20 protein-coding genes, 3 tRNA genes and 5 pseudogenes are annotated in these 25,641 nt (G+C 66.8%); 20 read left to right on the top strand and 8 right to left on the bottom strand.

Features of this window, described 5'->3' with window-relative positions; translation table 11 throughout:
* Positions 1–19: 19 nt before the first annotated feature.
* From MFF64_RS38055 to MFF64_RS28240, 4 genes and pseudogenes are all read right to left on the bottom strand, one after another.
* Positions 20–394 (bottom strand): annotated as a pseudogene (locus tag MFF64_RS38055) (PAS domain-containing protein); the annotation flags it as partial.
* Between the two features lie 141 nt (positions 395–535).
* Positions 536–1,651 carry a MaoC family dehydratase gene (locus tag MFF64_RS28250; protein WP_342352951.1) on the bottom strand — a complete coding sequence of 372 codons (1,116 nt, stop codon included), beginning with the start codon at positions 1,649–1,651 and terminating at the stop codon, positions 536–538.
* A 70-nt stretch (positions 1,652–1,721) separates the two neighbouring features.
* Complete coding sequence (locus MFF64_RS28245) at positions 1,722–2,054, bottom strand: DUF167 family protein (protein ID WP_238192924.1); 333 nt, start codon at positions 2,052–2,054, stop codon at positions 1,722–1,724.
* An 8-nt stretch (positions 2,055–2,062) separates the two neighbouring features.
* Positions 2,063–2,350 (bottom strand): YggT family protein, encoded by a 288-nt coding sequence (locus tag MFF64_RS28240; RefSeq protein WP_238192923.1) that lies wholly within the window; start codon positions 2,348–2,350, stop codon positions 2,063–2,065.
* Between the two features lie 109 nt (positions 2,351–2,459).
* Here MFF64_RS28240 and MFF64_RS28235 point away from each other — a divergent pair.
* From MFF64_RS28235 to MFF64_RS28185, 11 genes are all read left to right on the top strand, one after another.
* A tRNA-Ala gene (locus tag MFF64_RS28235) sits at positions 2,460–2,535 on the top strand.
* A 108-nt stretch (positions 2,536–2,643) separates the two neighbouring features.
* A tRNA-Ala gene (locus tag MFF64_RS28230) sits at positions 2,644–2,719 on the top strand.
* A 438-nt stretch (positions 2,720–3,157) separates the two neighbouring features.
* Entirely contained in the window at positions 3,158–4,045 is an 888-nt protein-coding gene (locus tag MFF64_RS28225) for a manganese catalase family protein (RefSeq protein ID WP_099904576.1), read from the top strand.
* A gap of 180 nt (positions 4,046–4,225) precedes the next feature.
* Entirely contained in the window at positions 4,226–4,537 is a 312-nt protein-coding gene (locus MFF64_RS28220) for a metal-sensitive transcriptional regulator (protein ID WP_048452223.1), read from the top strand.
* A 159-nt stretch (positions 4,538–4,696) separates the two neighbouring features.
* Complete coding sequence (locus MFF64_RS28215; RefSeq protein WP_099904578.1) at positions 4,697–6,064, top strand: ABC1 kinase family protein; 1,368 nt, start codon at positions 4,697–4,699, stop codon at positions 6,062–6,064.
* Positions 6,065–6,311: 247 nt separating this feature from the next.
* Positions 6,312–6,605 (top strand): aa3-type cytochrome c oxidase subunit IV, encoded by a 294-nt coding sequence (locus MFF64_RS28210; protein ID WP_099904580.1) that lies wholly within the window; start codon positions 6,312–6,314, stop codon positions 6,603–6,605.
* A 199-nt stretch (positions 6,606–6,804) separates the two neighbouring features.
* Complete coding sequence (locus MFF64_RS28205) at positions 6,805–7,947, top strand: Re/Si-specific NAD(P)(+) transhydrogenase subunit alpha (RefSeq protein ID WP_238192922.1); 1,143 nt, start codon at positions 6,805–6,807, stop codon at positions 7,945–7,947.
* A gap of 29 nt (positions 7,948–7,976) precedes the next feature.
* Positions 7,977–8,426 carry a proton-translocating transhydrogenase family protein gene (locus MFF64_RS28200; protein ID WP_099902777.1) on the top strand — a complete coding sequence of 150 codons (450 nt, stop codon included), beginning with the start codon at positions 7,977–7,979 and terminating at the stop codon, positions 8,424–8,426.
* Positions 8,427–8,430: 4 nt separating this feature from the next.
* Positions 8,431–9,831 carry an NAD(P)(+) transhydrogenase (Re/Si-specific) subunit beta gene (locus tag MFF64_RS28195; protein ID WP_099902775.1) on the top strand — a complete coding sequence of 467 codons (1,401 nt, stop codon included), beginning with the start codon at positions 8,431–8,433 and terminating at the stop codon, positions 9,829–9,831.
* A gap of 222 nt (positions 9,832–10,053) precedes the next feature.
* Positions 10,054–11,847 (top strand): single-stranded-DNA-specific exonuclease RecJ, encoded by a 1,794-nt coding sequence (recJ, locus tag MFF64_RS28190; protein ID WP_238192921.1) that lies wholly within the window; start codon positions 10,054–10,056, stop codon positions 11,845–11,847.
* Between the two features lie 112 nt (positions 11,848–11,959).
* Positions 11,960–12,044: transfer RNA gene (locus MFF64_RS28185), tRNA-Tyr, on the top strand.
* A gap of 694 nt (positions 12,045–12,738) precedes the next feature.
* Here the strand turns inward: MFF64_RS28185 and MFF64_RS28180 are convergent.
* Positions 12,739–12,996, bottom strand: coding sequence for an effector-associated domain EAD1-containing protein (locus tag MFF64_RS28180; RefSeq protein ID WP_238192920.1), 258 nt, complete (start codon positions 12,994–12,996; stop codon positions 12,739–12,741).
* 14 nt (positions 12,997–13,010) lie between these two features.
* On the opposite strand from MFF64_RS28180, the pseudogene MFF64_RS38050 reads away from it, so the two are divergent.
* From MFF64_RS38050 to MFF64_RS28160, 4 genes and pseudogenes are all read left to right on the top strand, one after another.
* Positions 13,011–13,790 (top strand): annotated as a pseudogene (locus tag MFF64_RS38050) (thiolase C-terminal domain-containing protein); the annotation flags it as partial.
* Between the two features lie 206 nt (positions 13,791–13,996).
* Positions 13,997–15,625: an AMP-binding protein gene (locus MFF64_RS28170; protein ID WP_238192919.1), complete on the top strand. Its 1,629-nt coding sequence runs from the start codon at positions 13,997–13,999 to the stop codon at positions 15,623–15,625.
* A 135-nt stretch (positions 15,626–15,760) separates the two neighbouring features.
* Positions 15,761–16,978, top strand: a pseudogene (locus MFF64_RS28165) (ABC transporter substrate-binding protein).
* A gap of 14 nt (positions 16,979–16,992) precedes the next feature.
* Positions 16,993–17,838, top strand: a pseudogene (locus MFF64_RS28160) (SDR family NAD(P)-dependent oxidoreductase).
* A gap of 8 nt (positions 17,839–17,846) precedes the next feature.
* Here MFF64_RS28160 and MFF64_RS28155 read toward each other — a convergent pair.
* Entirely contained in the window at positions 17,847–18,161 is a 315-nt protein-coding gene (locus MFF64_RS28155; RefSeq protein WP_238192918.1) for a hypothetical protein, read from the bottom strand.
* Between the two features lie 206 nt (positions 18,162–18,367).
* Here MFF64_RS28155 and MFF64_RS38645 point away from each other — a divergent pair, with 206 nt between their 5' ends.
* Positions 18,368–18,595 carry a DUF6894 family protein gene (locus MFF64_RS38645; RefSeq protein ID WP_438823103.1) on the top strand — a complete coding sequence of 76 codons (228 nt, stop codon included), beginning with the start codon at positions 18,368–18,370 and terminating at the stop codon, positions 18,593–18,595.
* Between the two features lie 186 nt (positions 18,596–18,781).
* Here the strand turns inward: MFF64_RS38645 and MFF64_RS28150 are convergent, their stop codons facing one another.
* Positions 18,782–20,311 carry a PAS domain S-box protein gene (locus MFF64_RS28150; protein WP_238192917.1) on the bottom strand — a complete coding sequence of 510 codons (1,530 nt, stop codon included), beginning with the start codon at positions 20,309–20,311 and terminating at the stop codon, positions 18,782–18,784.
* A 598-nt stretch (positions 20,312–20,909) separates the two neighbouring features.
* A complete protein-coding gene (locus MFF64_RS28145; RefSeq protein WP_238192916.1) occupies positions 20,910–22,121 on the bottom strand; it encodes an adenylate/guanylate cyclase domain-containing protein in 1,212 nt (403 codons plus the stop codon).
* A gap of 192 nt (positions 22,122–22,313) precedes the next feature.
* Between MFF64_RS28145 and MFF64_RS28140 the strand changes: the two are divergent.
* The 4 genes and pseudogenes from MFF64_RS28140 to MFF64_RS28125 all read left to right on the top strand — a co-directional run.
* A pseudogene (locus MFF64_RS28140) lies at positions 22,314–22,626 on the top strand (hypothetical protein); the annotation flags it as partial.
* Positions 22,627–22,961: 335 nt separating this feature from the next.
* On the top strand, positions 22,962–23,801 hold the full coding sequence (locus MFF64_RS28135; protein WP_099901267.1) for an aldo/keto reductase: 840 nt from the start codon (positions 22,962–22,964) through the stop codon (positions 23,799–23,801).
* Positions 23,802–24,296: 495 nt separating this feature from the next.
* Positions 24,297–24,551: a hypothetical protein gene (locus MFF64_RS28130; protein ID WP_238192915.1), complete on the top strand. Its 255-nt coding sequence runs from the start codon at positions 24,297–24,299 to the stop codon at positions 24,549–24,551.
* Between the two features lie 189 nt (positions 24,552–24,740).
* Positions 24,741–25,631, top strand: a complete 891-nt coding sequence (locus tag MFF64_RS28125; RefSeq protein ID WP_238192914.1) for an alcohol dehydrogenase catalytic domain-containing protein — start codon at positions 24,741–24,743, stop codon at positions 25,629–25,631.
* The last annotated feature ends 10 nt before the right edge of the window (positions 25,632–25,641 follow it).

Genomic DNA, 25,641 nt, shown 5'->3' with positions numbered 1-25,641 from the left:
CCAGCGAGCCGCAGATCCGCACCGGCACGCCGTTCGCGTCGTAGGAGGCGCCGCCGGTGGCGCGGAACCAGCGCGGCTTCCCGTCCGGCATCACGATCCGGTACTTGACGTCGTAGGCGCCCTGGTTCTTGACGTCTTTGATCGCCGCCGCGAAGGCGGTCATGATGCGATCCACGTCCTCGGGATAGATCCGGCGCGACCAGGAATCCAGCTTGTCCGGATAGTCCTCGATCGTCGAATAGCCGACGACGCGGCGGAATTCCGGCGTCCAGGTCACGCGGGTCTTCGGATGCGTGAGGTCGCCCTGGTACGGGACCACCTCCCACAGGCCGACGCCGGCGCGCGTCGCGAGCAGTTCGAGAAATTCGTTCTTGCGGGAGAAGCGCTTCAGCATCTGGTCGTCGGCCCGGCTCGTCGTTCGATCCTCATGTACGAACAACTATGAAGGGGGCGTTACGTTAAGAGAAAGATTTCCTGCCCGGGCCGATTCGGTACCGATGTCGGTGCGCCCCAACCCGACATCGGCATGGCTTCCTCAGCGCGGCATCAGCGCCCAGTAGTCGAGGTCGAGGATCACCGCCGGGTGGGCGCCCTCGGCCGTCTTGTCCGGATGAGCGGTGCAGGGCTGGTTCTTGGTGGCGATCGTGCGCAGGCGCAGGGCTCCGACGTCGCTCCGGCCCGGCAGGTCGGCAGTCGCCACCACCTCGCTCCAGGCATAGACCGTGTCGCCGGCAAAGAGCGGCGCGACGTGGCGCCCGGCATTGATGCCCGCGATCGAGAAGGCGTTGCCGAGGCCGTTGAAGCTCAGGGCCCGGGCGAGCGAGATGACGTGGCCGCCATAGATCAGGCGCTTGCCGAAGCGGGTATCCTTCGCGGCGTAGCCGTCGAAATGGACCTTGGCGGTGTTCTGGAACAGCCGGGTGGCGATCTGGTGCTCGGCCTCCTCGACGGTCATGCCATCGACATGGTCGATGCGCTCGCCCACGGCGTAGTCGCCGAAGCGGTGCGGGCTGCCGGCGAGGCCGAGATCGTAGCCCTGCGGGTTGAGAGGCGGCATGGCCGCCGCCAGTTCCTCCGGAGCGACCGCCTTGGCGAGGCTCGGCACCGCCTCCGCCTCGATCGTCGCTTCGGGGTCGCGCTTGCGCACCAGCACCCAGCGGCAATAGCTCAGCACTGCCGCTCCTTCAGCATCGTAGCCGGTGGAGCGGACGTAGACGACGCCGGTCTGGCGGTTCGAACTCTCCTTGAGGCCGATCACCTCCGAGACCGCGTTCAGGGTCTCGCCCGGATAGACCGGGCGCAGGAAGCGGCCTTCCGCGTAGCCGAGATTGGCCACCGCATTGAGCGAGATGTCCGGCACCGTCTTGCCGAACACGACGTGGAAGACCAGCAGGTCGTCGAGGGGCGCTCGAGCGTAGCCGAAGGCCGCCGCGAAGGCGTCGGAGGATTGCACCGCGAAGCGCGGGCCGTAGAGCGCGGTGTAGAGCGCCACGTCGCCGGTGGTGACCGTGCGCGGGGTGGCGTGGCGGATGGTCTCCCCGAGGCGGAAATCCTCGAAGAAACGGCCCGGATTGGTCTTCATCGTCGCGCCTCGTGCGAGAGCCTGCGCCTCTCGTGCGAGAGCCTGCCGGGCACTCGCGAGGCCGGGCAGGCTCTGAATGGTTCTGGGCCGGCGGGAGCAGGCCGCTCCCGGCGATTTGAGGCGCAGCCCCGCCCAACGGTCAAGCCCCGACGATGGGCGGCTCGCCGGTGAGGCTCTGCAGGCGCTCGGCGAGGGCTGGCCCGTCGCCGGCGATGCGAAACAGCTTGATCCGCGCGGTGGCCCCGGTGGCGAGCGTCACCGAGGCAGCCGGGAGGCCGAGGGCGCGCCGCAGCACGTCCCGGATCGCCGCATTGGCGGCGCCGTCCTCCGGTGCCGCCCGCACCCGCACCTTCAGCACGGCCACGCCGTCGTCCCGGGTCTCGACGCCGTCGAGGGCGTCGCGCCCGCCCCGCGGGGTGGCCCGCACCCGGACCTCGATCCCCGTGGGAACAACCCGCCAGGGCGAGGCCATCGCCGATCTCACACCATGCCGGCGAGGAGTTCGAACATCAGGTTGCGCAGGAAGAACAGGCCGAGGACCAGGATGATCGGCGAGATGTCGATGCCGCCGAGATTCGGCAGGATGCGCCGGATCGGCCGCAGGGCCGGCTCGGTCACCCGGTACAGGAACTCCCCGATCTGCGACACGATCGGGTTGCGCACGTTGACCACGTTGAAGGCCACCAGCCAGCTCAGCACGGCGCTGGCGATGAGCAGGTACACGTAGAGCGTGATGATGTTGTCGATGAGCCAGAGAATCGAGCGCATGCGCGGTCCGTGCGAGCCCGGGGCACCCGCGCGCAATCGCATCGCGGCGGGCCCACCAAGGGAATTGACAGGCTGAGAAGGGCCGGCCTACAAGGCACCCGCCTCGGACGGGGCTGTAGCTCAGATGGGAGAGCGCCGCAATCGCACTGCGGAGGTCAGGGGTTCGAATCCCCTCAGCTCCACCAGGCCTGCCCTTCGTGGTTAACGCAGGGTTGGCAGGGTGGCAGGCAGGTGGTACGGAGCCACCGGGTAGTGACATCGCTTCGGCGATACGACATATACCCGCTTTCGGCGGGGCTGTAGCTCAGATGGGAGAGCGCCGCAATCGCACTGCGGAGGTCAGGGGTTCGAATCCCCTCAGCTCCACCAAACCGGTGTTTGGCTGGACATCATTATCAACTGGGTGAGACCGGGGATCGGCTTCGGCCGGGGCCCGGTTTTATCGTCTCTCGCGTCGGCCGGGCGATGAGCCTGGGCGTCATCGAGAGAAGCGCGAGGCCCCTTCTCTCGCTTCGCGGGCGGGCAGCGCACCCGCGCAACGCGATCTGATCGCGTCTGCGCGTCGAGGCACGACGACCCCCTCCCCTGGATTCCCCGGAGGGGAAAGTACCCGACGCCATCGTCGACCGGCCTCGCCGCGAGCGTCCCGCTCCTCTCCGCGAAAAAACCGCCCGCCACGCTCGAACCACCTCACTGGCGAGGCGTTAGTCGGCGATTCCAATACCCATGCTGAGTATATCTATCTCAGGATGGCGTGACCGGCGCGCCGCGCCCGGGATCACCCAGACGAACGGTCAGGAGACCCCGATGTACTATCACGACAAGCGCCTGCAGTACCCGGTGAAGGTCGAGAAGCCCGATCCCCTGTTCGCCCGTCAGCTTCAGCAGGCGATCGGCGGCATCGAGGGCGAGATCCGCGTCTGCCTGCAGTACTTCTTCCAGGCCTGGGGCGCCCGCGGGCCGAGCACGAAGTACCGCGACGTGCTGCTCAACACCGCCACCGAGGAGATCAGCCACATCGAGATGCTATCGACGGCGGTCGCCCTCAACCTCGAGGATGCGCCGGCGACGCTGCAGGAGACGTCCGCCCAGGCCAACCCGATCGTCGGCGCGGTGATGGGGGGCGAGCGGCCGCGGCACGTGGTCGAGGGCATGCTTCAGCGCCACCTGCTCTCCACCGGCATGGCGGCCCTCCCGGCGGATTGCGACGGCGTGCCGTTCGACTGCTCGCATGTCTATGCCAGCGGCAACCTCGTCGGCGACATGTTCTGCAACGTGGCGGCGGAGGCGACCGGCCGGACCCTGGCGGTGCGGCTCTACAACTCCACCCACGACAAGGGCATGCAGGACATGCTCAGCTTCCTGATCGCCCGCGATACGATGCACCAGCAGCAATGGCTGGCGATCATCGAGGACATGGGGGGTCTGAAGGAGTCGCTGCCGGTGCCCAACAGCTTCGACCAGTCGAAGGAGGCCAAGGAGTTCAGCTACATGTTCATGGGCACCGAGCGTAACGGCACGCCGGTTCCGCCCGGCCGCTACTCCGAAGGCCCGTCGATCGACGGCAAGGGCCAGTTCTACTTCAAGGCCTTCGAGCCGCTCGGCGAGGAGCCGGTCCTCGGGCCGGCCCGGCCCGATTCCGGCGCCCAGAAGGAGCAGATGACCTCCGCGCCGGTCACCAACAGCAAGATCTAGGCCGTGAGGCATGCGGGCGTGCAGGCCATGCGCCAAGATTGAGCTTGACCTGCGCGCCCCTGATGTAAGATCGATTGCCGTTCCTTAGGGACAGGGCGGCAATCGATCACCAGACCCGACGTCGCCCGGGCCGCCCGCGCCCCCGGACGAGGCGGACCCACGGTCGGGGAAGGCACATCAATGGATTACCAATACGTCGACGGGCGCCTCCAGATTCGCCGCACCGAAGAGGAGAAAAAGCCTATCCTTCAGCGCCTCAAGCGCATCGAGGGCCAGGTGCGCGGCCTCCAGGCCATGGTGCAGGAGGACCGCTACTGCCTCGACGAGGTGCAGCAGATGAACGCCATCACGGCGGCGGTCCGCGAGGCGGTGCTCCAGCTCATCAGCACCCATCTCGACGCCTCCGTTGACTACGCGGTCCGCGCCCAGGATCAGGACGGCGCCATCGAGGAGATGGTGCGGGTCCTGCGTGCCGCCCTGCGGCAGACCTGACGGGGGTTGGACCGTCCCGTCCGGCTCATGCCCGTCCGGATCACGGCGTCGCCCCCGCGCTGTCCGGTCGCCCTGGCGGTCCCGGGGCCTGGGCTTATCTAAGGCTCCATGTCCGGCGTGCAGGTCCCTGCGCGCCTCCTCACACGAGCCTCATCCCGCATGTCCGCTTCCGACAGCGAAGCCAATCGCTTCTCCGCCCGCGCCGCCCGCTACGCGAAGGTCGGTGCCAATGTGGGCGGCGTCGCCGCCCGGATGGCCGGTGCGCGGCTCCTCGGCCGCAAGGGCGAGGACATGTCGAGCGCCGCGGCCCTGGCCCAGGCCCTGGGCGGCCTCAAAGGGCCGATCATGAAGGTGGCGCAGCTGCTCGCCACCGTGCCGGACCTGCTGCCGCCCGAATACGCCGCCGAGCTGCAGAAGCTGCAATCCGAGGCACCGCCGATGGGTGCGGCCTTCGTCAAGCGCCGCATGGCGGCCGAGCTCGGGCCCCAGTGGAAGGACCGCTTCGGTCAGTTCGACCTGCGCCCGGCCGCCGCCGCCTCCCTCGGCCAGGTCCACCGGGCCGAGACCCTGGACGGCGTGGCCCTCGCCTGCAAGCTGCAATACCCGGACATGCAATCCGCCGTCGAGGCGGACCTGAAACAGCTCGAGCTCGCCTTCGCGCTGCACCGGCGCATCAGCTCGGTCATCGACACCCGCGAGATCGCCAAGGAGATCGGCGATCGGGTGCGCGAAGAGCTCGACTACACCCGCGAGGCGAAGCATGCTGCCCTCTACGCCGACGTGCTCAAGGGCGTCGAGACGGTGCGGGTCCCGGTCGTGTATCCGGACCTCTCGACCAAGCGCCTGCTCACCCAGGGCTGGCTCGAGGGCGAGAAGATCCTGGCTTTCACCGGCGGGCCGCTGGAGGTGCGCAACCGCCTCGCCCACGCGATGTTCCAGGCTTGGTGGCATCCCTTCAGCCGTGCCGCGGTGATCCACGGCGACCCCCATCTCGGCAACTACACCGTGTTCTCCGAGGGGGCTGAGCCGCAAGGGATCAACCTGCTCGATTACGGCTGCATCCGCATCTTCCATCCCCGTTTCGTCGGCGGCGTGGTCGACCTCTACAAGGGACTGCTGCACGGCGACGAAGCCCGGATCGTCCACGCCTACGAGAGCTGGGGCTTCCGCAATCTGACCCGCGACCTTGTCGACATCCTGAACATCTGGGCCCGCTTCATCTACGGGCCGCTCCTCGAGGACCGGGTCCGCACGGTGGCGGACGGCGTCAAGCCGAGCGAGTACGGCCGCCGCCAGGCCTTCGAGGTGCACCGGGCCTTGAAGGAGCGCGGCCCCGTGACGGTGCCGCGGGAATTCGTGTTCATGGACCGGGCGGCGGTCGGGCTCGGCGCGGTGTTCCTGCACCTGCGCTCGGAACTGAACTACCACCGCCTGTTCGAGGCACAGATCGACCGCTTCTCCCTCGACGACCTCGCCGCCCGGCAGCACGCGGCGCTGGAGAAGGCAGGTCTGCCGCAACCGGCCTGACGGGGGGCGCCGAACCGGCGCTCCGCCGCTTTCGAACTGGAAAAAGGTGCGGTCCCGCACTTCGACCTTCGGCCGACGAGGGGCGTGCGGGCCCGTGACCGTGTCGAAGACCCGAATATCCACAACGATTTGCAGCTTGGCCGCGCAGACCCGTGGGAGGTGCGCGGGCCTTGCTACGGCTGATTGCCGGGACCTTGAGCATGCGCTAAAGCCCGGCCAACGAGCACAAGACGGGGTCTACCGCATCATGGCCGACATCACACACGCCACCGACTCCGCCTACAGCCCGGAGATGGACGGCCCGTCCCACGAGGCCACCTATCGCGGCTTCGTCACCTTCGTCGAGATCGCCACCGGCGTCGTGATCTGCTGGGTGCTGTCGCTCGCCGTCGGCGGCGTGCGCGAGGCCTGGATCAGCGCCATCGTGGGCGTAGTGCTGGGCGGCTTTGCCGGGGCCATAGGCGCCCTCTCGCCGTCCATCGGCTGGCGCGCCCCTGCCGTGGTGGCCCTGCTGCTCGCGCTGATGCTGGCCTTCTACTAAGGGCGCGGGCGGCCTTCCCGCCCCTTCCCTTCTCGCGCCTATAAATTGCGCGTGATTTAATCGTGAGAAATTCGTAACGGAAGCCGTTCCCTCGCGACAGGGAACGGCTTTACAGTTGTAGGGCAGGCGTGGCCTTGTACATGCCGCCCTGGAGGGGGGATCGGCGCGCCGCGCCGTGTATCGACCAAAGGAAGTCTGAATGCGGATCGCGGTCCTATCCGAGACCGATCCGGCGGAGCCGCGGGTCGCGGCAGTCCCGGAAACGGTGAAGAAGTACAAGGCTCTCGGGGCCGAGGTGACGGTGCAGTCGGGGGCGGGGTTGAAAGCCGGCGTACCGGATGCCGAGTACGAGGCCGCCGGTGCCTCGATCGCGCCGGACGCCAAGGCCGCTGCCGAGGGGGCGGATGTCGTCCTCAAGGTGCGCCGCCCCGCCGCCGACGAGCTGCCCGTGCTCAAGCGCGGCGCGATCGTGGTCGCGATCATGGACCCCTACGGCCACGAGGCCGAGGTCAAGGCGATGGCGGATGCCGGCGTCTCCGCGATCGCCATGGAGCTGATGCCCCGCATCACCCGCGCCCAGGTGATGGACGTGCTCTCGAGCCAGGCCAACCTCGCGGGCTACCGCGCGGTGGTCGACGGCGCCGCCGTCTACGGCCGGGCCCTGCCGATGATGATGACCGCGGCCGGCACCGTGCCGGCGGCCCGCATCTTCGTGATGGGCGCCGGCGTCGCCGGCCTCCAGGCCATCGCGACCGCCCGCCGCCTCGGCGCGGTGGTGACCGCCACCGACGTGCGGCCCGCCGCCAAGGAGCAGGTCGAGTCCCTCGGTGCCAAGTTCGTCGCCGTCGAGGACGAGGAGTTCAAGCAGGCCGAGACCGCGGGTGGCTACGCCAAGGAGATGTCGGCCGAATACCGCAAGAAGCAGGCCGAGCTGGTGGCGAGCCACATCGCCAAGCAGGACATCGTGGTCACCACCGCGCTGATCCCAGGCCGTCCGGCGCCCAAGCTCGTCACCGCCAACATGGTGGCGGCGATGCGCCCGGGCTCGGTGCTCGTCGACCTCGCGGTCGAGCGCGGCGGCAACGTCGAGGGCGTCAAGGCCGACGAGATCGTCGAGACCGAGAACGGCGTGAAGATCGTCGGCTACGCCAACGTGCCGGGCCGGCTCGCCGCCACCTCGTCGAGCCTCTACGCCCGCAACCTCTACGCCTTCGTCGAGACCCTGGTCGACAAGGCCGCGAAGGCGCTGGCGGTGAAGTGGGACGACGAGCTCGTCAAGGCGACCTGCCTGACCCGCGACGGCGCCGTCGTCCACCCGAACTTCCAGCCCAAGGCGGCGTGAGCCGCTCGCCCGCAATCGGAGGAGACCTCATGGCTACCCTTCCCCCCGACCAGGCGGCCGAGCAGGCGCGCGCCGCCGCTGCCGCCGCCCGCAACGCGGCCGACATCGCCGCCCGTGCCGCCGACCAGGCCGCGATCATCGCCGACAGCGTCGGCCACGGCGTGGCCGCCGTGACCCACGGCGCCATCGACCCCACCGTGTTCCGCCTCGCGATCTTCGTGCTGGCGATCTTCGTCGGCTACTACGTGGTCTGGTCGGTGACCCCGGCCCTCCACACTCCGCTGATGTCCGTCACCAACGCGATCTCCTCGGTGATCGTGGTCGGCGCGCTGCTCGCCGTCGGCGTGCCGCTGATCGAGAAGGGCACCGGCTGGGCCCGGTTCTTCGGCTTCATCGGCCTCGTCTTTGCCAGCGTGAACATCTTCGGCGGCTTCCTCGTCACCCAGCGCATGCTCAGCATGTACAAGAAGAAGGCCTGAGGCGATGTCGGAGAACGTCTCCTCGCTCCTCTACCTCGTCTCCGGCGTCCTGTTCATCCTGGCGCTGCGGGGCCTGTCCCACCCGACCACCTCCCGACAGGGCAACCTGTACGGCATGATCGGCATGGGCATCGCCATCCTGACGACGCTGGTCGGCCACGCGCCGTCCGGCGTCGGCGCCTGGTTCCTGGTGCTGCTGGGCCTCGGCATCGGCGGCGGCGCCGGCGCGGTGATCGCCAAGCGCGTGCCGATGACCGCGATGCCGCAGCTCGTCGCGGCCTTCCACTCCCTCGTCGGTCTCGCGGCCGTCGCGGTGGCGGCCGGCGCCCTCTACGCGCCGCAGGCCTTCGGCATCCTCGAGAACGGCCACATCCACAAGCAGTCGCTGTTCGAGATGGGCCTCGGCGTCGCCATCGGCGCCATCACCTTCACCGGCTCGGTGATCGCGTTCCTCAAGCTCGATGGTCGCATGTCGGGCAAGCCGATCATGCTGCCGCAGCGCCACGCCATCAACATCGTGCTCGCCATCGTGCTGGTGGCGCTCCTCGCCGGCTTCATCGGCGGCGAGAGCAAGGTGCTGTTCTGGCTGATCGTGATCCTGTCCTTCGTGCTCGGCGGCCTCCTGATCATCCCGATCGGCGGCGCGGACATGCCGGTCGTGGTCTCGATGCTCAACTCGTATTCGGGCTGGGCGGCCGCGGGCATCGGCTTCACGCTCGGCAACCTCGCGCTGATCATCACCGGCGCGCTGGTCGGCTCCTCGGGCGCGATCCTGTCCTACATCATGTGCCACGCGATGAACCGCTCGTTCATCTCGGTGATCCTCGGCGGCTTCGGCGGCGACGCCGCGGCGGCCTCCGGTGGCGGTCAGGTCGAGACCCGGCCGGTCAAGCAGGGCTCGGCGGATGATGCGGCCTTCATCATGAAGAACGCCGAGAAGGTCATCATCGTGCCGGGCTACGGCATGGCGGTGGCGCAGGCCCAGCACTCGCTCCGCGAGATGGCCGACCAGCTCAAGAAGGCCGGCGTCGACATCAAGTACGCCATCCACCCGGTGGCGGGCCGCATGCCGGGCCACATGAACGTGCTGCTCGCCGAGGCCAACGTGCCCTACGACGAGGTGCACGAGCTGGAGGACATCAACGGCGAATTCCCGCAGGCCGACGTGGCCTTCGTGATCGGCGCCAACGACGTCACCAACCCGGCCGCCAAGACCGATCCGCAATCGCCGATCTACGGCATGCCGATCCTCGACGTGGAGCGGGCGAAGACCGTGCTGTTCATCAAGCGCGGCATGGGCTCGGGTTATGCCGGCGTCGAGAACGAGGTGTTCTTCCGCGACAACACCATGATGCTGTTCGGCGACGCCAAGAAGGTGGTCGACGAGATCGTCAAGAATCTCTGACGCTCGTTCGGCGACGGGTCGTGTGAACCGGGGCGATGGCCCCGAACAGGAAAGCGGGGCCTTGTGCCCCGCTTTTCGCATTTTCAGGGCCCGCACCCGAACCCTCCCCACTCTGCAGGGCAGGCTTCGGGTGCGGGCCTGCCGGAAGGGGGCATCACCCAACCCCCAGGTGTCGCCCGGCTGCGGCAGCGCGCGTCCGCGAATCCCGCTACACTCCCTTCCGTGTCCACGCTCCTCGACCTGCCCCGCCCGCTCCTCGACGTTCACCGCTCCGCCCTCGGGCGGCCCTGGCACGAGCGCTGCGCCTCCGCGCAGGCTCAGAGCCTGGCCGTCGCGATCGCGCAGGGGCACGGCCTGCCGGAGGTCCTGGCCCGGGTGCTGGCCGGCCGCGGGGTCGATCTGCACGCGGTGCCGGGCTTCCTAGAGCCGCGCCTGCGCGATCTCCTCCCCGACCCCGCGGTGCTGGTCGACATGGAGGCAGCGGCCGACCGCCTCGCCGCGGCGATCCTCAAGCGCGAGAAGGTCGCGATCTTCGGGGATTACGACGTCGACGGGGCGGCGAGCGCCGCGCTGCTGGCGAGTGCGCTCCGCGACCTCGGCGTGCCCTACCGGCTCCACATCCCCGACCGCATCACCGAGGGCTACGGCCCCAACGCCGCGGCGGTGCGGATGCTGGCCGAGGAGGGCGCCACCCTCCTCGTCACCGTCGATTGCGGCACCGCCGGGCACGAGCCGCTGGCCGAGGCGGCCCGTCTCGGGATGGACGTGGTGGTGCTCGATCATCACGGCGCGCCCGAGTTGCTTCCGCCGGCCCGCGCCGTCGTCAACCCGAACCGCCTCGACGACCTGTCGGGCCTCGGCCATCTCTGCGCCGCCGGCGTGGTCTTCCTGACGCTGGTGGCGCTCAACCGGCGCCTGCGCCGGGACGGGCTCACCATCCCCGACCTCATGGCCGGGCTCGACCTCGTGGCGCTCGCCACGGTCGCCGACGTGGTGCCGCTCCACGGCCTCAACCGCGCCTTCGTCCGCCAGGGCTTGGCGGTGATGCGCGGGCGCGGCCGGCTGGGGCTCGCCGCGCTCCTCGACGCGGCCGGTCTCTCCGAGGCACCGCAGGCCTGGCATCTCGGCTTCCTGCTCGGACCGCGCATCAATGCCGGCGGACGTATCGGCGATTCGACCCTGGGCGCCCGCCTGCTCCTGTGCGAGGACCCGATCGAGGCCGCCGGCATCGCGGCGCAGCTCGATACGCTCAACCGCGAGCGCCAGGCGATCGAGGCTGCCGCGGTCGCGGAGGCCGAGGCCGAGATGGGGATGCGCCTCGAGCGCGATCCCGACCAGCCGGTCCTCGTCACCGGCAGCCCGGACTGGCATCCGGGCGTCGTCGGCCTGATCGCGGCGCGGCTGAAGGAGCGCTTCGGCCGCCCGGCCTTCGCCTTCGCGTTGCGCCAGGACGGCACCGCCACCGGCTCCGGACGCTCGATCCCCGGCGCCGATCTCGGCCGGGCGGTCCGGGCCTGCGTCGAGGCCGGCCTCGCCGCCAAGGGCGGCGGCCACGCCATGGCGGCGGGCGTGACGCTCGCAGCTCTCGACCTCGACCGCTTCCGCGAGGCTCTGGCCGGCGACCTCGCGGCCTCGGTGGCGGAGGCGCGCCTCGGCGAGGCGCTGCTCGTCGACGGCCTCGTCTCCGCCGGCGGCGTGCAGCCGGACCTGTCGGACGCCGTCGAGCGGGCCGGTCCGTTCGGCCAGGGCGCGCCGGAGCCGGTCTTCGCGCTGGCTCGGCACCGCGTCGCCGATGCCCGCGTCGTCGGCACCGGCCACGTCAAGGCGCAGCTGCGCGGCCGCGACGGCGTGGCGGTCGGCGCCATCGCTTTCCGGGCGGCGGAATCGCCGGTCGGGCGGCTGCTGCTCTCGCATATCGGCCGCGACGTCCACGCCGCCGGCACCCTCTCCCGCGACCGCTGGCGCGGCAGCGACCGGGTCGAGCTGCGCCTGTGCGACGTCGCGGAGGCCGACTGAGCAGCGTCGTGTCGACAGCTTAGCCGGCCCTGCAACCGACTTGACACCCCCCGGCCGCCCCACCATAAGGGCCCCGTCGCCGACCGGCGGCCCCTGCCGACAACGGCAGCGTGGGGGAATGTCCCGAGCGGCAAAGGGGGCGGACTGTAAATCCGCTGGCTATGCCTTCGTAGGTTCGAGTCCTACTTCCCCCACCACCCATTCTTGTTGACAACTCTTGAACCGCAGATCCAGGATTGCGGTGCCGCCGCAAAGCCTTGGCGTAATATCGCGTACGGTGCGCCTCTCAATACGCTGTTTCGGCGGCTGCAAAGTTCCGGATGTCGGGCGTCCTCTCACACTCAGGATATCGCGCTTCCGCAAGACTCTGATGCTGGCGCCCGGAGACGGGTTCGATCCCGTCCTTTAACTCGGAAAAACGCTTACCTCCACGAGCGCTCTGGTTGGATTACCAGATGCTTTCACCGAATGCAGGTGTGTAAATATCAGCATCAGCGTTGCAGGATGCAGGCTAGCCGTTCGTGTTCGTGACGGGCTATGACAAAGTTGCAAGCCGAACATGCCGCAGCAACTCCTGACCCAAAGCCGTCTTCCCGAATGTCCGCTACTGGGCAGACTGATCTCGCGGAGTAGATCGATATTGCTGCGTGCCCACCGACGGTTAGTTCGCGGGCGGGGTGTGATGCTGGTCGCTGCTCGAATGGAGCCTTATCATGCCCTCGACGAACGCGACCACCCGCCAGCCCTGTAACCCCCGGCAGCCTCATTGAGGAGGATGGCTACCACACCGACACCTTTCGGCGCCCACCGCTACGAACGAAGACCTCGTGGTATAAGCGCGTAGGAGCTATCAAGGGGCTGGACCTTCCGGGACGCCGATCCACTCCCTACTTAGCGTGGGCTGAGGCTCGCCAGGGCGCGTTCGAGGGCCGGCAGATCCGAGTATTTCGGGTACTCGTCCCGCACCACCGCGAACAAGCTTTCGGCGGTGATGTTCGCCCCTCCGCCGCCGCGCCGGAACTTGCCCAAGGCGGCCCGCCATTGGGCGTTGCCGTCGCCGGAGGCGTCGAGGCGGCTCGGGTCACCCCCAGCCCGCTCCCAGATCCCCGTGACCGACGGACCGCCTGGGAAGAGATCGGCCAGGATCACCACGGGGTCCGGGGATGGTCGTCCGTGCGGCGTGCCGGGCTCCGAAGGACCCATGGCTGTTCCTCGCGCGGCAGGCCGTCGCCTCCGGCATGGTCGATTGCGCGCTCGCGCTCGGCTTCGAGCAGATGCGGCCGGGCGCCCTGCAGGAGTCTTTCGACGACCGACCGACGCCGCTCTCCGGCTTCACGGAGGTCGCCGACGACGTCTTCGCGCGGAGCGCCGGACGCGCCGATCTGCCGATGGCGGTCAAGCTCTTCGCCGGCGCTGGCGAGGAGTACCAGCGGCGCTACGGCGCCCGGAACGAAACCTTCGCCAAGGTGACCGAGAAGGCGCGGCGCCACGCCGCCGTCAACGAGCGTGCGATCTTCCGGACCCCCCTTACCGTCGAGGAGATCCTGGCCTCGACGCATCTCTACGGACCGATCAGCCGGCTTCAATGCTGCCCGCCGACCTGCGGGGCCGCCGCGGCGATCGTCGTATCCGAGGACTTCGCCCAGCGCCGCGGGATCGTCTCGCCGGTCGCCGTCCGCGGCCAGGCCATGACCACCGATTTCTCCTCCACCTTCGAGGAGCGGGACATGCTCAAGGTGGTCGGCGCCGAGATGACGGCTGTCGCGGCAAGGCAGGTCTTCGATGAGGCAGGCGTAGACCCGTCCGAGATCGATGTCTGCGAACTGCACGATTGCTTCACGGCGAACGAGATCATCTCGTACGAAGGTCTCGGTCTGACCCCGCCAGGGACCGCCGAGCAGTTCGTGTGGGACGGCCAGAACACCTATGGCGGGCGCGTCGTGACGAATCCGTCCGGCGGGCTGCTGTCCAAGGGGCACCCGCTCGGCGCGACCGGACTGGGCGCAGTGCGCCGAACTGGCCTGGCAACTGCGCGGCGCGGCCGGGTCGCGGCAGGTCGAGGGCGCACGCCTCGGGCTGCAGCACAATATCGGACTCGGCGGCGCCTGCGTGGTGACGCTCTACGAGCGAATCTGAGGGCAACCGCGCGATGTATCCCGAAATCGACGCTCCGGAGCGCTGGCTCTACCCCGAGGCCCTCGCCCACCACGCACGAGAGCGGCCGGACAAGACGTTCGTCGGCCTCATCGAAGGAGACAACCTCTCCTATGCGCAGGCTCACGACGACATGGGCCGTGTGGCGGAACACCTGTGCCGCTTCGGCGTCTCGCCCGGCGACCGGGTGGTCGTGCTCCTCCAAAACGGCCTCGACATCGTGCGGGCCTGGCTCGGGCTCGGCCGGCTCGGGGCGGTCTTCGTCGTCCTCAACACCGAGCTGAAGGGTCCCTTCCTGGCGCATCAGCTGCGCAGCTCGGGCGCGCGGATCGCCATCACCTCGCCGGTCCTGCTGGACCGCGTGCGCGACCTGGCGGGCGAGGTGCCGGCCCTCGACACCGTCCTCCTCACCGGCGACGACGAGCCGCCCTCCGCCACGGGAGACGGGCAGCCCTGGCGCTACGCCCGGTTCGACGGCTGGCGGGATTGCGCCCGTTACGACGGGCCGATGCCGCGCGCCTCGGACGTCGCGGCCATCATGTACACGTCGGGCACGTCGGGACCGTCCAAGGGCGTGCTGATGCCCCACGCCCATTGCTTCCTGTTCGGTATCGGCAGCGTCGATCACGTCCGGGTGACAGAACGGGACGTCTACTACGTCGTCCTCCCGCTGTTTCATGCCAACGGGCTCTTCATGCAGGTCGGTGGATGCCTGATCGCGGGTGCGACCGCCATGGTCAGGCAGCGCTTCAGCGCCACGGCCTGGCTGAGGGACATCCGCGCGACGGGGGCCACGGCGACCAATACGCTGGGCGTCCTCAGCGCCTTCGTATTCGAGCAGCCGCCCGGCCCGGACGACCGCGACCACCGGCTCCGGCTGATCCTCGCGGCGCCCAACGTGCCCGAGCACGAGGCGATCTGGAAATCCCGCTTCGGCGTCGAGACCGTCGTGTCCGGCTTCGGCATGACGGAGGTCAACATCGTGGTCTGGGGATCGGCGGGCGCATCGCGCCCCGGCACGTCCGGACGGGTCTACGACCGCCATTTCGAGGTCGAGATCCACGATCCCGAAACGGATACGCGGCGCGATCCCGGTCGGATCGGCGAGATCGTAGTCCGGCCCCGTACCCCGTTCGGGTTCATGGCCGGGTACGACGGCATGCCCGAGAAGACCGTCGAGGCCTGGCGCAACCTCTGGTTCCGCACGGGCGACGCAGGGATCATAGACCGGGACGGCGATCTGACCTTCGTCGACCGCATCCGCGACTGCATCCGGCGCCGCGGCGAGAAAATTTCCTCCTACGAGATCGAGGCGAGCGTCATCGGCATTCCGGGTGTCGTGGAGGTCGCGGCCTTCGCGGTGCCGGCCTCCATCGAGGGCGGCGAGGACGAGGTCATGCTCGCCGTCGTGCTGGAGCAGGCATCGCCCTGCACGGCCGAGGACATCGTCCGCCACGCCGATCGGGACCTGCCGCGCTTCGCTCTACCCCGCTACGTCGAGATCGTCGGCGAACTGCCGAAGACGCCGACGGGGAAGGTTCAGAAAGTCGAGCTGCGTCGCCGCGGCGTGACCGCCGGGACCTGGGACCGCGAGCAGCCGACGAACGGCGGGCCCTCGGCTTGAATCGGACTTTGCTGGGTCATTCGCGGCTCCAGCAACGAGATCCGGCAGTCAGCTAGATCCTGAGCGGGCGAAGCGTCGGCAGGCAGGCGCGGATCCGCGTTGCATCCAAAAAATAGATCAAGGAGGAAACGGACCATGAGGCGGTTCTTGAAGGGGCTCGTCGGCGTCGCGCTCGCGCTCGCGCTCGCCGCGGGCCCGGCCGGCGCGCAAACGAACGAGCAGGTTCGGATCGGCATCCTGACGGATCGCTCCGGCCCCTATGCCGACGCCGCCGGCCAGGGCTCAACGGTCATGGCCGAGCTCGCCCTGGAGGATCTAGGCGGCAAGGTCCTCGGCAAGCCTGTCGCGATCCTCTCCGCGGACCACCAGAACAAGACGGACATCGCCACGACGACGGCCCGGCAATGGCTCGACGTCGACCGCGTCAACGCCATCTTCGACGTACCGAATTCCGGTATCATGCTGGCCGTGCAGGAGATCATACGGGCGAAGGGCGGCCTGCTATTCTCATCCGGGGGTGGTGCGTCGAGCTTCACCGGTGCTCTCTGCTCGCCTTGCGGGTTCCAGTGGACCTACGATACCTTCGCCCTCGCGAATGGCGCCGGGCGGGAGCTGGCCCGCCAGGGCTTGAAGAACTGGTATCTCCTCCAGGTCGATTACGCGTTCGGAGAGGCCGCCGCCGCCGATCTCAACACGGTCGTGACGGCGGCCGGCGGCAAGATCGTCGGCCGCGTGAAGACGCCGCTGAACACGCCCGACTTCTCGTCGTTCCTGCTGCAGGCCCAGTCGTCGGGTGCGCAGGTCGTCGCACTCCTCAACGCCGGCAAGGACACCACGAACTCCTTGAAGCAGGCGAACGAGTTCGGCCTGACCAAAGCCGGCCAGCGCCTGTTCGGCGTCATCTTCTTCGAGGCCGACGCCCTGGCGGTCGGCCTGGAGAACGCGCAGGGGCTCCTGACCACCAGCCCGTTCTACTGGTCGCAGAGCCCCTAGGCCGAGGCCGTCTCGCGGCGCTTCATGGCTCGGATGGGCCGCAGCCCGAGCTGGGTGCAGATCGGCGTCTACTCGGCCGTGCTCCACTATCTCAAGGCGGTCGAGGCCGCGGGCACGCTCGACCGCGACACGGTCGCGAAGAAGCTCCGTGCGATGCCGGTCGACGATGCGTATGTCTCGTCCGGGACGGTGCGGTCCGACGGGCGCATGCTGCATGAGATGCTGCTGACGCAGGTTCGGTCGCCCGACGAGATGAAAGGCGCGGCCAAGGAGCGGTTCGACGTCTTCAAGGTCATCGGGAGGATCCCGGCCGAAGAGGCGGCGCGCCCGCTCGACGGTTCATGCCCCTCTGCCAAGTGAAAGGAGCCGTTCCGATGTCTCATGATGGAGGAACCGGCCGGCTGGCCGGGAAGGTCGCGCTCGTCACCGGCTCCGGCCGGGGGATCGGCCGCGCCATCGCGCTCAAGCTCGCCCGCGAAGGTGCCAGCGTGGTGGTGAACGATCTCGATGCGGGGCCTGCCGGGGCCCTCCTCGACGAGCTGCGGGCTTCCGGCCACCGAGCCGCCGCCTGCGTCGGCGACGTGACCGATGCGGCATTCGCCGACCGCTTCGTGGCGACCGCCGTCGATGAACTCGGCGGGCTGGACATCATCGTCAACAACGCCGGCTACACCTAGGACGCGACGATCGGCAACACGAACGATGAACAGTTCCAGGCGATGCTCGACGTACACGTCGTCGCCCCGTTCCGCATTCTGCGCGCGGCGTCCGACGCGATCCGGACCTTCGCGAAGCGTGAGGCTGACGAAGGGCGCGAGATCTTCCGGAAGGTCGTCAACATCTCGTCGATCGCCGGCCTCGGCGGCAACGTCGGGCAGGTCGGCTACTCGTCCGCCAAGTCCTCGCTGATCGGATTGACGCGAACGATGGCCAAGGAGTGGGGTCGCTACAAGGTGAACGTCAACTGCGTCACGCTCGGTCTCATCGAGACCCGTCTGACGCAGCCCCTCGCCGGAGGACAGGCGCAGATCGAGGTCGGCGGCCAGACCATCAAGGTCGGCGTCCGGCCGGAGATGCTGGACACGATGGTACGATCAATCCCACTCGGTCGTGCCGGCACCCCGGAGGAGGCCGCGAACGCCGTGTACCTCTTCTGCACCCCCGAATCCGATTACATCAGCGGCCAGATCATCGTCGTGGGAAGCGGGCTGACGATCTGAGATAACGATCAATCCGTCCCCATCGGCGCGTACACCCCAAGGTGCACGTGACCGCACAAGCCGGGCAACTCGAAACCGTATTCTGTTCGGCCCAAGTCGCAGGCGGCCGATGGCCGCATTGCGCCAATTTCGGATCTCCAGACATAGCCACTGAAATGGCTGCTCTTCTTCCACAAGCTGCCATCGAGAAACCAGCCCCTATTCACTACTGGCGATGCGGATAGCTGAGCGGCGAACGCTGGATCGTTCGACAGCTTGAATGCGTAGACCAGATGTGGCGCACTTCGGATGAGTTGAATGGAGAGGAAGTTGATGCCAGTCATCCATGCAGCTACCATGCCGCGGCATCGCACTTCGCCCAGTCCGAAATACCAGTCAGGGCATCCCGAATGCGCTGTATGTTACCTTAACAACCAGCAGAGTTCCGCGCTTATGCGATGCTGAAAGAGCCGACAGATAGTGCTCTCTCGGCCGATCCGAGCCCTGCCCATTCCCGTATACCTATTTGCCCGATTTGGCTGTGCAATGAATGCCCCTGTATTATTTTCATATCAACGAAGCTCGTCGCTACGTCGACAGAGACGGAGTCGAGCTTTCAAATTTAGAATCCGCCAGGAAGGAAGCCTTGAGGATCATCGGCGAGTTGATGATCGATAATACGTTGGGTGATATCTGGCCTGTCGGTGAATGGGTCATGACGGTTGCTGATGAAACTGGGCGGCAGCTGTTCAGCATTCGGGTCTCAACATCTCAATAGAACGGTAGGGATTTCAATCACGCCGTCCTTGTGCAGAGGCACTCACTGGGTAGCAGGCCATCGGTGACTTTGAATCGGCAACCGAAATGCCTTATATCCGTCGCGCGAGACGGAGGGCAGCGCAGGACCACCTCGACGTGGGTGTGCAAGGGCGACCTCCTTTTCATGCAGGAGCTAGGTCGTAACCTAGTCACCGCTGTGATCGGCGGGACGAACACTGGCGGCCGTCGCCATCAGGACCGCCTCGGGCAGGGTGTGGGCGTCGAGCGTCTCCATGACTCGGGCCCGGTGGATCTCCACCGTGCGCGGGCTCAGCCCCAAACCACGAGCGATCGTCTTGTTGGTCCCGCCCGCGAGCAAGCCCTCCAGCACTGCGCGCTCGCGAGCGGACAGCGCTGCGATCCGGGCATAAGTTTCGTCGCCCCGGCGCACCCGATCAGCCTTGGCGTGGATCTCGGCGAGCGCCGTCTTGACGGCGAAGAGCAGCGCCTCCGGTGCCCAGGGGGCTTCGAGGAAATCGACCGCTCCCGCCTTCATGGCACGGACCCCGAAACCGACATCACCCCTGCTCGCGCCGACCACCACCACGGGCAGGTGCGCGCGGACCGCCTTCAGCTCGCTTGCAACAACCAAGTCGCCGGCTTCCTTGAGGTCGAGCACGACGCAGCCCGGTATTAGTGACCCCGCCATCTTGAGGAGCGCCTGACCGCTTCCAAAGGCTTGCACCGCGTAACCGGCGGCCTGCAGAGTGTCGACGAGACTGCTCCGGGCGTCGTCCCCGACCGCCACCACGTAGGCGCGCAGGCCCATGTCGACGGTGATGTCTTGCGCGATCCCACCCGCTGACCGGATCGGCCCGTCGCTGCCCGGGATCGGGAAGAAGGTGTCGCGGATGCGACGCACCGCACGGTCCGAGTCGCGCAGGATGCGGTATTCCAGGATCAGCGTCTCACCACCCCGCACCCGCTCCAGCGCTTGCGCAGCGGCGTCCCGGTCATCCGGATGGACGCTGGCGAGCCAACGCGAAAGGTCCGGCATGTCCTCGGCGGGCATACCCCAGACGCGCCGGAAGGCCGGGCTGAGATAATCGAGCCGTCCACTCTCCAAATCCGCGAGCCACAGCACATTCGCCGAATGCTCGGCGAAGCGCCGGAAGCGCTCATCGCTCTCGCGCAACGCCTCTTCAGCCTGATGGCGTTCGGTGATGTCGAGCGAGACCGCGAGGCCGCCAACGATGGCGCCCGTCTCGTCGCGAAGGGCGCTGACGACGTTGCGCACCCATACTGCCGTGCTATCCGGACGCAGGTAGCGCTTCTCGATGGTGAAGGGCGCGCCCTGTGCCATGGCCCGCTGATAAAGGGGTTCGTTGATCGCCCAGTCGTCCGGGTGGGTCAGCTCCTGCACGGTGCGGCCGAGCAGATCATCTCGAGTGCGCCTCAGGATCTCGCAGTAGCGGTCGTTGACGAAGCTCATCCGATGGCCGGTGTCGACGATGACGATGCCGGCCTCGGCTTGCTCGGCCACGGCCCGGAAGCGCTCCTCACTCTCGCGCAGCACCTCGTCCGCGGTCAGCCCAACTGGATGCTCGATGACCTGCTGCGTCCTCTGAGCGATCTTTCTGTCGTTTCCGGCAGGACCGACAAGCTGGGGCCGCTGAGCGTTCCGGATGGGAGACTTGGTTTGCTCAACCAGAGCGTGCCGCTCGAGATCGGGCATCGTCGTGCTCACGCGAAGCAGGCGGGAGCACACGTCGCTCCCAGCCACCAGTGCCTACGGGCTCGGAACGAGCTGGTGATCCCGATATTTTAGGCTCGTTCCGCCAGTAAGTCCAATTGCACTCAGGCCATTTCATGTCAACGTTTTGCTGGCGTACCACTATCTCTTACGCCAAGGACTGGGGCGGCCAGGAATTTGCGGGATCGCATCAGGGCATCGACGGCTTGGGACCGAGCCAGATAGCCTTGGCTGCGCAAGATCTGCATCTGGCCGGCACGGCGTAGTCGCTGCTCGGCATACGGGAGATCGTTTCAGTCGGTCATGGGCACAGCCCCGGTCGCCCAGGGCCGATCAGACCGCCGGCGAGCAGACCTTCCGAACGGCCGAGAAGGCGGCAAGCTGTGTAAGAACACGGATTGTTAGCCTGGGCGCGGAGCGAGCCCTCGCGGCGAAGTTGCCTGCAAGAGAGTTGGGTCCGGATCGCTGTGATTGGCACTCTGACCCGGGAAAGTCTGGACTTCCGCTTATCAAGATCTGGATCACCTCGCAATGTTGTAGAACAAAACGTGCAGGCTCAGCCGCGCGCTTAAACGATATATCACGTGACAAGCATCACCGGGCGACCGGATCTTTCACCCAAAACGTGCCAGATCTCCATTGAACCCGATCCCTTGACGCTGATCGTCCCGCGCGATTCGCAAACAAAGTCATCCTTGATCAGCTTGTACGTTGCATGCGTGATCTGAATGGCCTTGCTCTGGCCCTGAGATTCCATGCGACTGGCAATGTTCACGGCATCGCCCCATAGATCGTAGATGAATTTCTTCCGGCCGATGATGCCTGCTACCACGGGCCCCGAGTTCATGCCGATGCGGAATGTGAGGAGCCTGCCGCAGAACTCACGCTCAGCCACGCACGCCTGCATCTCAAGCGCCATGCGCACCAGCGCGTGGGCATGATCGGCCCGCTGGCGCGGTACGCCGGCCACAACCATATAGCAATCGCCGATGGTCTTGATCTTTTCCAATTGATATTTCTCAACCAACACATCGAAGCACATGAAGACCTCATCGAGCAGCTCGACCAACTCCATGGGCGACATCGACTGAGCCATGGGTGTAAATTGCACCAAATCAGCAAACAAGATGGTCGCGTCGTCGTACTGATCGGCGATCGTGCGATATTCTCCTTTAAGTATATTTGATATTTCGACGGGCATAATGTTTGAAAGCAACATTTCTGAGCGGATTTGGAGCATATTTTTTGTTTTAACAAAATAATACATCATTGAGAATACAACGCTTACGACGCAGCCGATGTTCAGAACAAAGAAAAAGGCGACCAGTGTCGAAGGCAAGTCCGTGGAGTTGCCGGGAGGCGGCAGAAGCGCACTGCTGGCGAGCAGGATGAGGAAGAGTAAGAACCAAAGGCGTGCAGCTCGAAGATCATGGACGACGAGGGCGCCCAGTGGACAGAGCGTGGACCAGAGGATGACAGCGCTCGAATTCTGGAAACCACGCAGACATATCATCATCAGGCACGGAAGCAGCAATATTAACATCAGCTGCGTGAAACGATAGAACGCATAGCAGCGAATCATGCCGAACAGGATTGTATCGACCAGCGACAAGACGCAGTACGCCGCGGGGACGGCACCGGCGATTCGTGCTCCTGCGGCCATGTAAACGAGACCCCATACCGCTGCTGCCACGGCGGAAGTCAAAACAACGCTGACGAGTATCATCTTTTGCAGCGCAACGTCGTCGCTGTCGCGTTGGTCAGCGCCTATCTTGGCGATCGTGATCCGCATGCGAAAGTCGGCCTCCGAGGGTATACGTCTGCGTCGACCGGTCCGATTGCCCGAAGAACCATCAAGCGTGTCCCGGGTGCTATCGCAGCTTCGATCAAGTGTAGCCGGGTCGCCAAGGGAGGCCCTGATGTCCGTCAGTATTTAGGTCGTTGTCCGTCAGTCGTGGTGCGCACATGATCCGCCCCTGCCGGAGTGGTCAGCCGCGAGGTATGGTTTTCCGGTCATGACGATGACGGGAAACGGCGTAATCCTGAAGATGTCGGCGCCAAGCTGCGGCAGGTCGATGTTTCGGTCTCGCAAGGCTCGAGCGTGGCCACGGCAATCGCGAACCTCATCCCCGACAAGCTGTTCCTGTGGGAGGCGGCCCAGGGAGGCGTCCGAGCCCCGCGCAGGCATCGAGCATGGCAGGGATGTCCTGCACGTCCCCGAAAGCCGCGTGTGCCGGGCGCTTGGCCAGCATCGCTCAACGCAACGCAAGGTGCCGCGAGGCAGGGACGACGAGTCTGGCCAGCCATCGGAGCGACCTCAGCCGCCTGACGCCCGCCGAGTGCGCAGATGGAGTTGTTCGGCGCCACGACGCCGTCCGAGGTTCCGGCGACGGCTAATTGCACGGGCTTGAAGCCGTCGGATTGGGACGCCCGCCTGATCGCCGCGCGACAGGTGAGAGATCGATCGGGTGATGTCGCCAGTGCACTGAAGCTTGTCGGCTCTTGCGGACAATGGGAACATCCTGAGGAACATCCCCTATTAAACCAAGGTGCGGCAGCCAACGTTCTCCTGCTGCGGAGTGGTCGGACTGTCCGGGTCCTCTCGCTTCGCATCCCGCGAGGAGGAGAGACCATGGAGCGGCGCCCGTTTGGTCCCGTGCCGCGCGAAGTTGCGGTGATCGGCCAGGGAACCTGGTACATCGACGACGCGCACCGGCCCACCGCGGTCGCTGCCCTGCGCCGAGGCCTCGATCTCGGCACGACCCACATCGACACCGCCGAGATGTACGGCGATGCCGAGATCGTGGTCGGCGAGGCGATCATCGGACGGCGCGACGAGGTTTTTCTCGTTTCCAAGGTTCTCCCCAGCAATGCCTCGCGGTCCGGGACCGTGGCGGCCTGCGAGCGCTCGCTCGCACGCCTGCGCACCGACAGGCTGGACTGCTGCCTCCTGCACTGGCCCGGTCCGCACCCGCTCGAGGACACCTTCGCCGGCTTCGAGAGGCTCCGCGAGCAGGGCAAGATCCTGTCTTGGGGGGTGAGCAACTTCGACGTGTCCGACCTCGATGCTGCTTGGAAAGCCGGCGGCGAGGGCCGGATCGCCTGCAACCAGGTGCTCTACCATCTGGAGGAGCGTGCGATCGAGCACGCCGTGCAGCCCTGGTGCGAGGAGCACGGCGTCGCCGTCGTCGCCTACAGCCCCTTCGGCCATGGCAGCTTCCCCGGCCCGCACACGCCGGGCGGCCGCGTGCTGGAGAGCATCGCAGCACACCACGGCGCGACCGCACGCCAGGTCGCGCTCCGGTTTCTGTTACGGCGGCCGTCCTCCTTCACGATCCCGAAGGCGTCCAGCCCCGAGCACGCCGCCGACAACGCGGGCGCCGGCGCGCTGTCGCTGACGGACGCCGAGATCGCACGGCTCGACGCAGCGTTCCCGCTTGGCCCGCGGCCGCGCCGGCTTCCCATGCTGTAGATCCAAGAGGGCAGCCGAGCCGGTGCAGGTGCTGGCGCGGAAGCCCTGCCTGAGGTACGTAAGATCGACAACATCGACGCAATCCGGCGGTCGGCTCCAACCGCCACACGGATGCCAAACAATCTGCGGCACAGCGCCAAGCTCATGGGGCCCGGTTGGCGGTTGGGCCTTTCGTGTTGTGCCGCATCAGGTCGGCCGGCGACACATGCGTCGGTTACAGTGACTTGCCCAGGGCATTCGCCCTGACGTCACAACTCAGTGCTTCTGCGACAAGCTCCGACGATGCGATCTCGCCGCCGAAACGCCCGAAACAATTCCTTGAGAGATGTTAAAGGATGTAAGTTTCTTGGCATATTTACTTAGTAATCGCCCTCATTGGCGCGAGCATGATCATAGTTATGTTTAAAGATGATTATAACACCCGCGGAGTACCACATGGCTGCTTCTCAAGATCCCCTCACTCCCGATGACCTTGTCACGAATGCGACTGGTGCCATGTCCGACATCCGGACCATCCTGAGCGGCGTCGCGCCAGCCGAGCGCGCAGCCTTCTGGCATGCGGTCGACCTCCTCTACCACGCACCTTCGGAGACTCCGATGAGCACGAAGGACTTATGGCCGATCCAGCACGGCGTTGCCCTCGGCCTCAAACTCCTGCTTCCGCCTGTCTGGAACGACGGCAGCGACGCCGACGACCGGAATAGCCGGCTGTCTCAGGTCGTTTCAGACGGTCAGACGTTCGAGATCTGAACCGCTTCGGTTGCTTCGAAAAGGCGCCCTCCCTGGAAACTGGCGCCAATCGCACTCCGGAGAACACCGTAGGTACCGCCCGGATGATCTGACGACAGGCAGCCTGTATCTCTCTTTGCTTGGCATACGGCCTCAGGGCAGGAGCTCCCGATGAGAGCAGTCGTCTATAACGGCCCGCGCGATGTCGCGGTGCAGGACGTGCCTGACGCCCGGATCGAGAAGCCGACCGACGTGCTGGTGCGGATCACGAGCACCAATATCTGCGGTTCCGATTTGCACATGTATGAGGGCCGTACCGACTTCCAGCGCGGGGGCGTGTTCGGGCACGAGAACCTCGGCCAGGTGGCCGAAGTGGGCGATGCCGTCGATCGGGTGAAGGTCGGGGACTGGGTCGCCATCCCCTTCAACATCGGCTGCGGCTTCTGCAAGAATTGCGAGCGAGGCTTGAGCGCATTCTGCCTGACGACGGCGGATCGAAGCGTCATGCCGAATATGGCCGGCGCCGCTTACGGCTTTGCCGGCATGGGTCCGTATCGGGGCGGCCAGGCCGACCTGCTGCGCGTCCCCTACGGCGATTACAATTGCCTGAAGCTGCCGCCGGATGCCGAGGAGCGACAGAACGACTACGTGATGCTGGCCGACATCTTCCCGACCGGCTGGCACGCCACCGAGCTTGCTGGACTGCGTCCCGGCGAGTCGATCGTGATCTACGGGGCCGGCCCGGTCGGACTCATGGCGGCCCACTCGGCGATGATCAAGGGCGCCAGCATGGTGATGGTCGTCGACCGCCATCCCGACCGCCTGCGCCTGGCCGGCTCGATCGGAGCCATCCCCATCGACGATTCCAAGGGCTCCCCGGTGGACCAGGTGCTCGAGTTGACGAACGGCATCGGAGCCGACCGCGGCTGCGAGTGCGTCGGCTACCAGGCGCACGATCCGGAGGGCCACGAGCACCCCAACATGACCATGAACGACTTGGTCAAGTCGGTGAAGTTCACCGGCGGCATCGGCGTCGTCGGCGTCTTCGTTCCATCGTGGTCAGCCCCCATCGGAGTGGTCCGCCCTGAAGTATGGCTTTGAGCCGACGGAG

Source organism: Methylobacterium frigidaeris (assembly GCF_022179185.1).
Classification (GTDB): Bacteria; Pseudomonadota; Alphaproteobacteria; order Rhizobiales; family Beijerinckiaceae; genus Methylobacterium; species Methylobacterium frigidaeris.
Note: the sequence above shows the minus strand (reverse complement) of the source record. Positions and strands in the feature narration are given on the sequence as shown.

Excerpts from the sequence above, each read along its gene's own strand:
- MFF64_RS28245 (WP_238192924.1), bottom strand. The coding sequence starts at position 2,054 with ATGGCCTCGCCCTGGCGGGTTGTTCCCACGGGGATCGAGGTCCGGGTG.
- MFF64_RS28240 (WP_238192923.1), bottom strand. The coding sequence starts at position 2,350 with ATGCGCTCGATTCTCTGGCTCATCGACAACATCATCACGCTCTACGTG.
- MFF64_RS28225 (WP_099904576.1), top strand. The coding sequence starts at position 3,158 with ATGTACTATCACGACAAGCGCCTGCAGTACCCGGTGAAGGTCGAGAAG.
- MFF64_RS28220 (WP_048452223.1), top strand. The coding sequence starts at position 4,226 with ATGGATTACCAATACGTCGACGGGCGCCTCCAGATTCGCCGCACCGAA.
- MFF64_RS28215 (WP_099904578.1), top strand. The coding sequence starts at position 4,697 with ATGTCCGCTTCCGACAGCGAAGCCAATCGCTTCTCCGCCCGCGCCGCC.
- MFF64_RS28210 (WP_099904580.1), top strand. The coding sequence starts at position 6,312 with ATGGCCGACATCACACACGCCACCGACTCCGCCTACAGCCCGGAGATG.
- MFF64_RS28205 (WP_238192922.1), top strand. The coding sequence starts at position 6,805 with ATGCGGATCGCGGTCCTATCCGAGACCGATCCGGCGGAGCCGCGGGTC.
- MFF64_RS28200 (WP_099902777.1), top strand. The coding sequence starts at position 7,977 with ATGGCTACCCTTCCCCCCGACCAGGCGGCCGAGCAGGCGCGCGCCGCC.
- MFF64_RS28195 (WP_099902775.1), top strand. The coding sequence starts at position 8,431 with ATGTCGGAGAACGTCTCCTCGCTCCTCTACCTCGTCTCCGGCGTCCTG.
- MFF64_RS28170 (WP_238192919.1), top strand. The coding sequence starts at position 13,997 with ATGTATCCCGAAATCGACGCTCCGGAGCGCTGGCTCTACCCCGAGGCC.
- MFF64_RS28155 (WP_238192918.1), bottom strand. The coding sequence starts at position 18,161 with ATGACTGGCATCAACTTCCTCTCCATTCAACTCATCCGAAGTGCGCCA.
- MFF64_RS38645 (WP_438823103.1), top strand. The coding sequence starts at position 18,368 with ATGCCCCTGTATTATTTTCATATCAACGAAGCTCGTCGCTACGTCGAC.
- MFF64_RS28150 (WP_238192917.1), bottom strand. The coding sequence starts at position 20,311 with ATGCCCGATCTCGAGCGGCACGCTCTGGTTGAGCAAACCAAGTCTCCC.
- MFF64_RS28145 (WP_238192916.1), bottom strand. The coding sequence starts at position 22,121 with ATGCGGATCACGATCGCCAAGATAGGCGCTGACCAACGCGACAGCGAC.
- MFF64_RS28135 (WP_099901267.1), top strand. The coding sequence starts at position 22,962 with ATGGAGCGGCGCCCGTTTGGTCCCGTGCCGCGCGAAGTTGCGGTGATC.
- MFF64_RS28130 (WP_238192915.1), top strand. The coding sequence starts at position 24,297 with ATGTCCGACATCCGGACCATCCTGAGCGGCGTCGCGCCAGCCGAGCGC.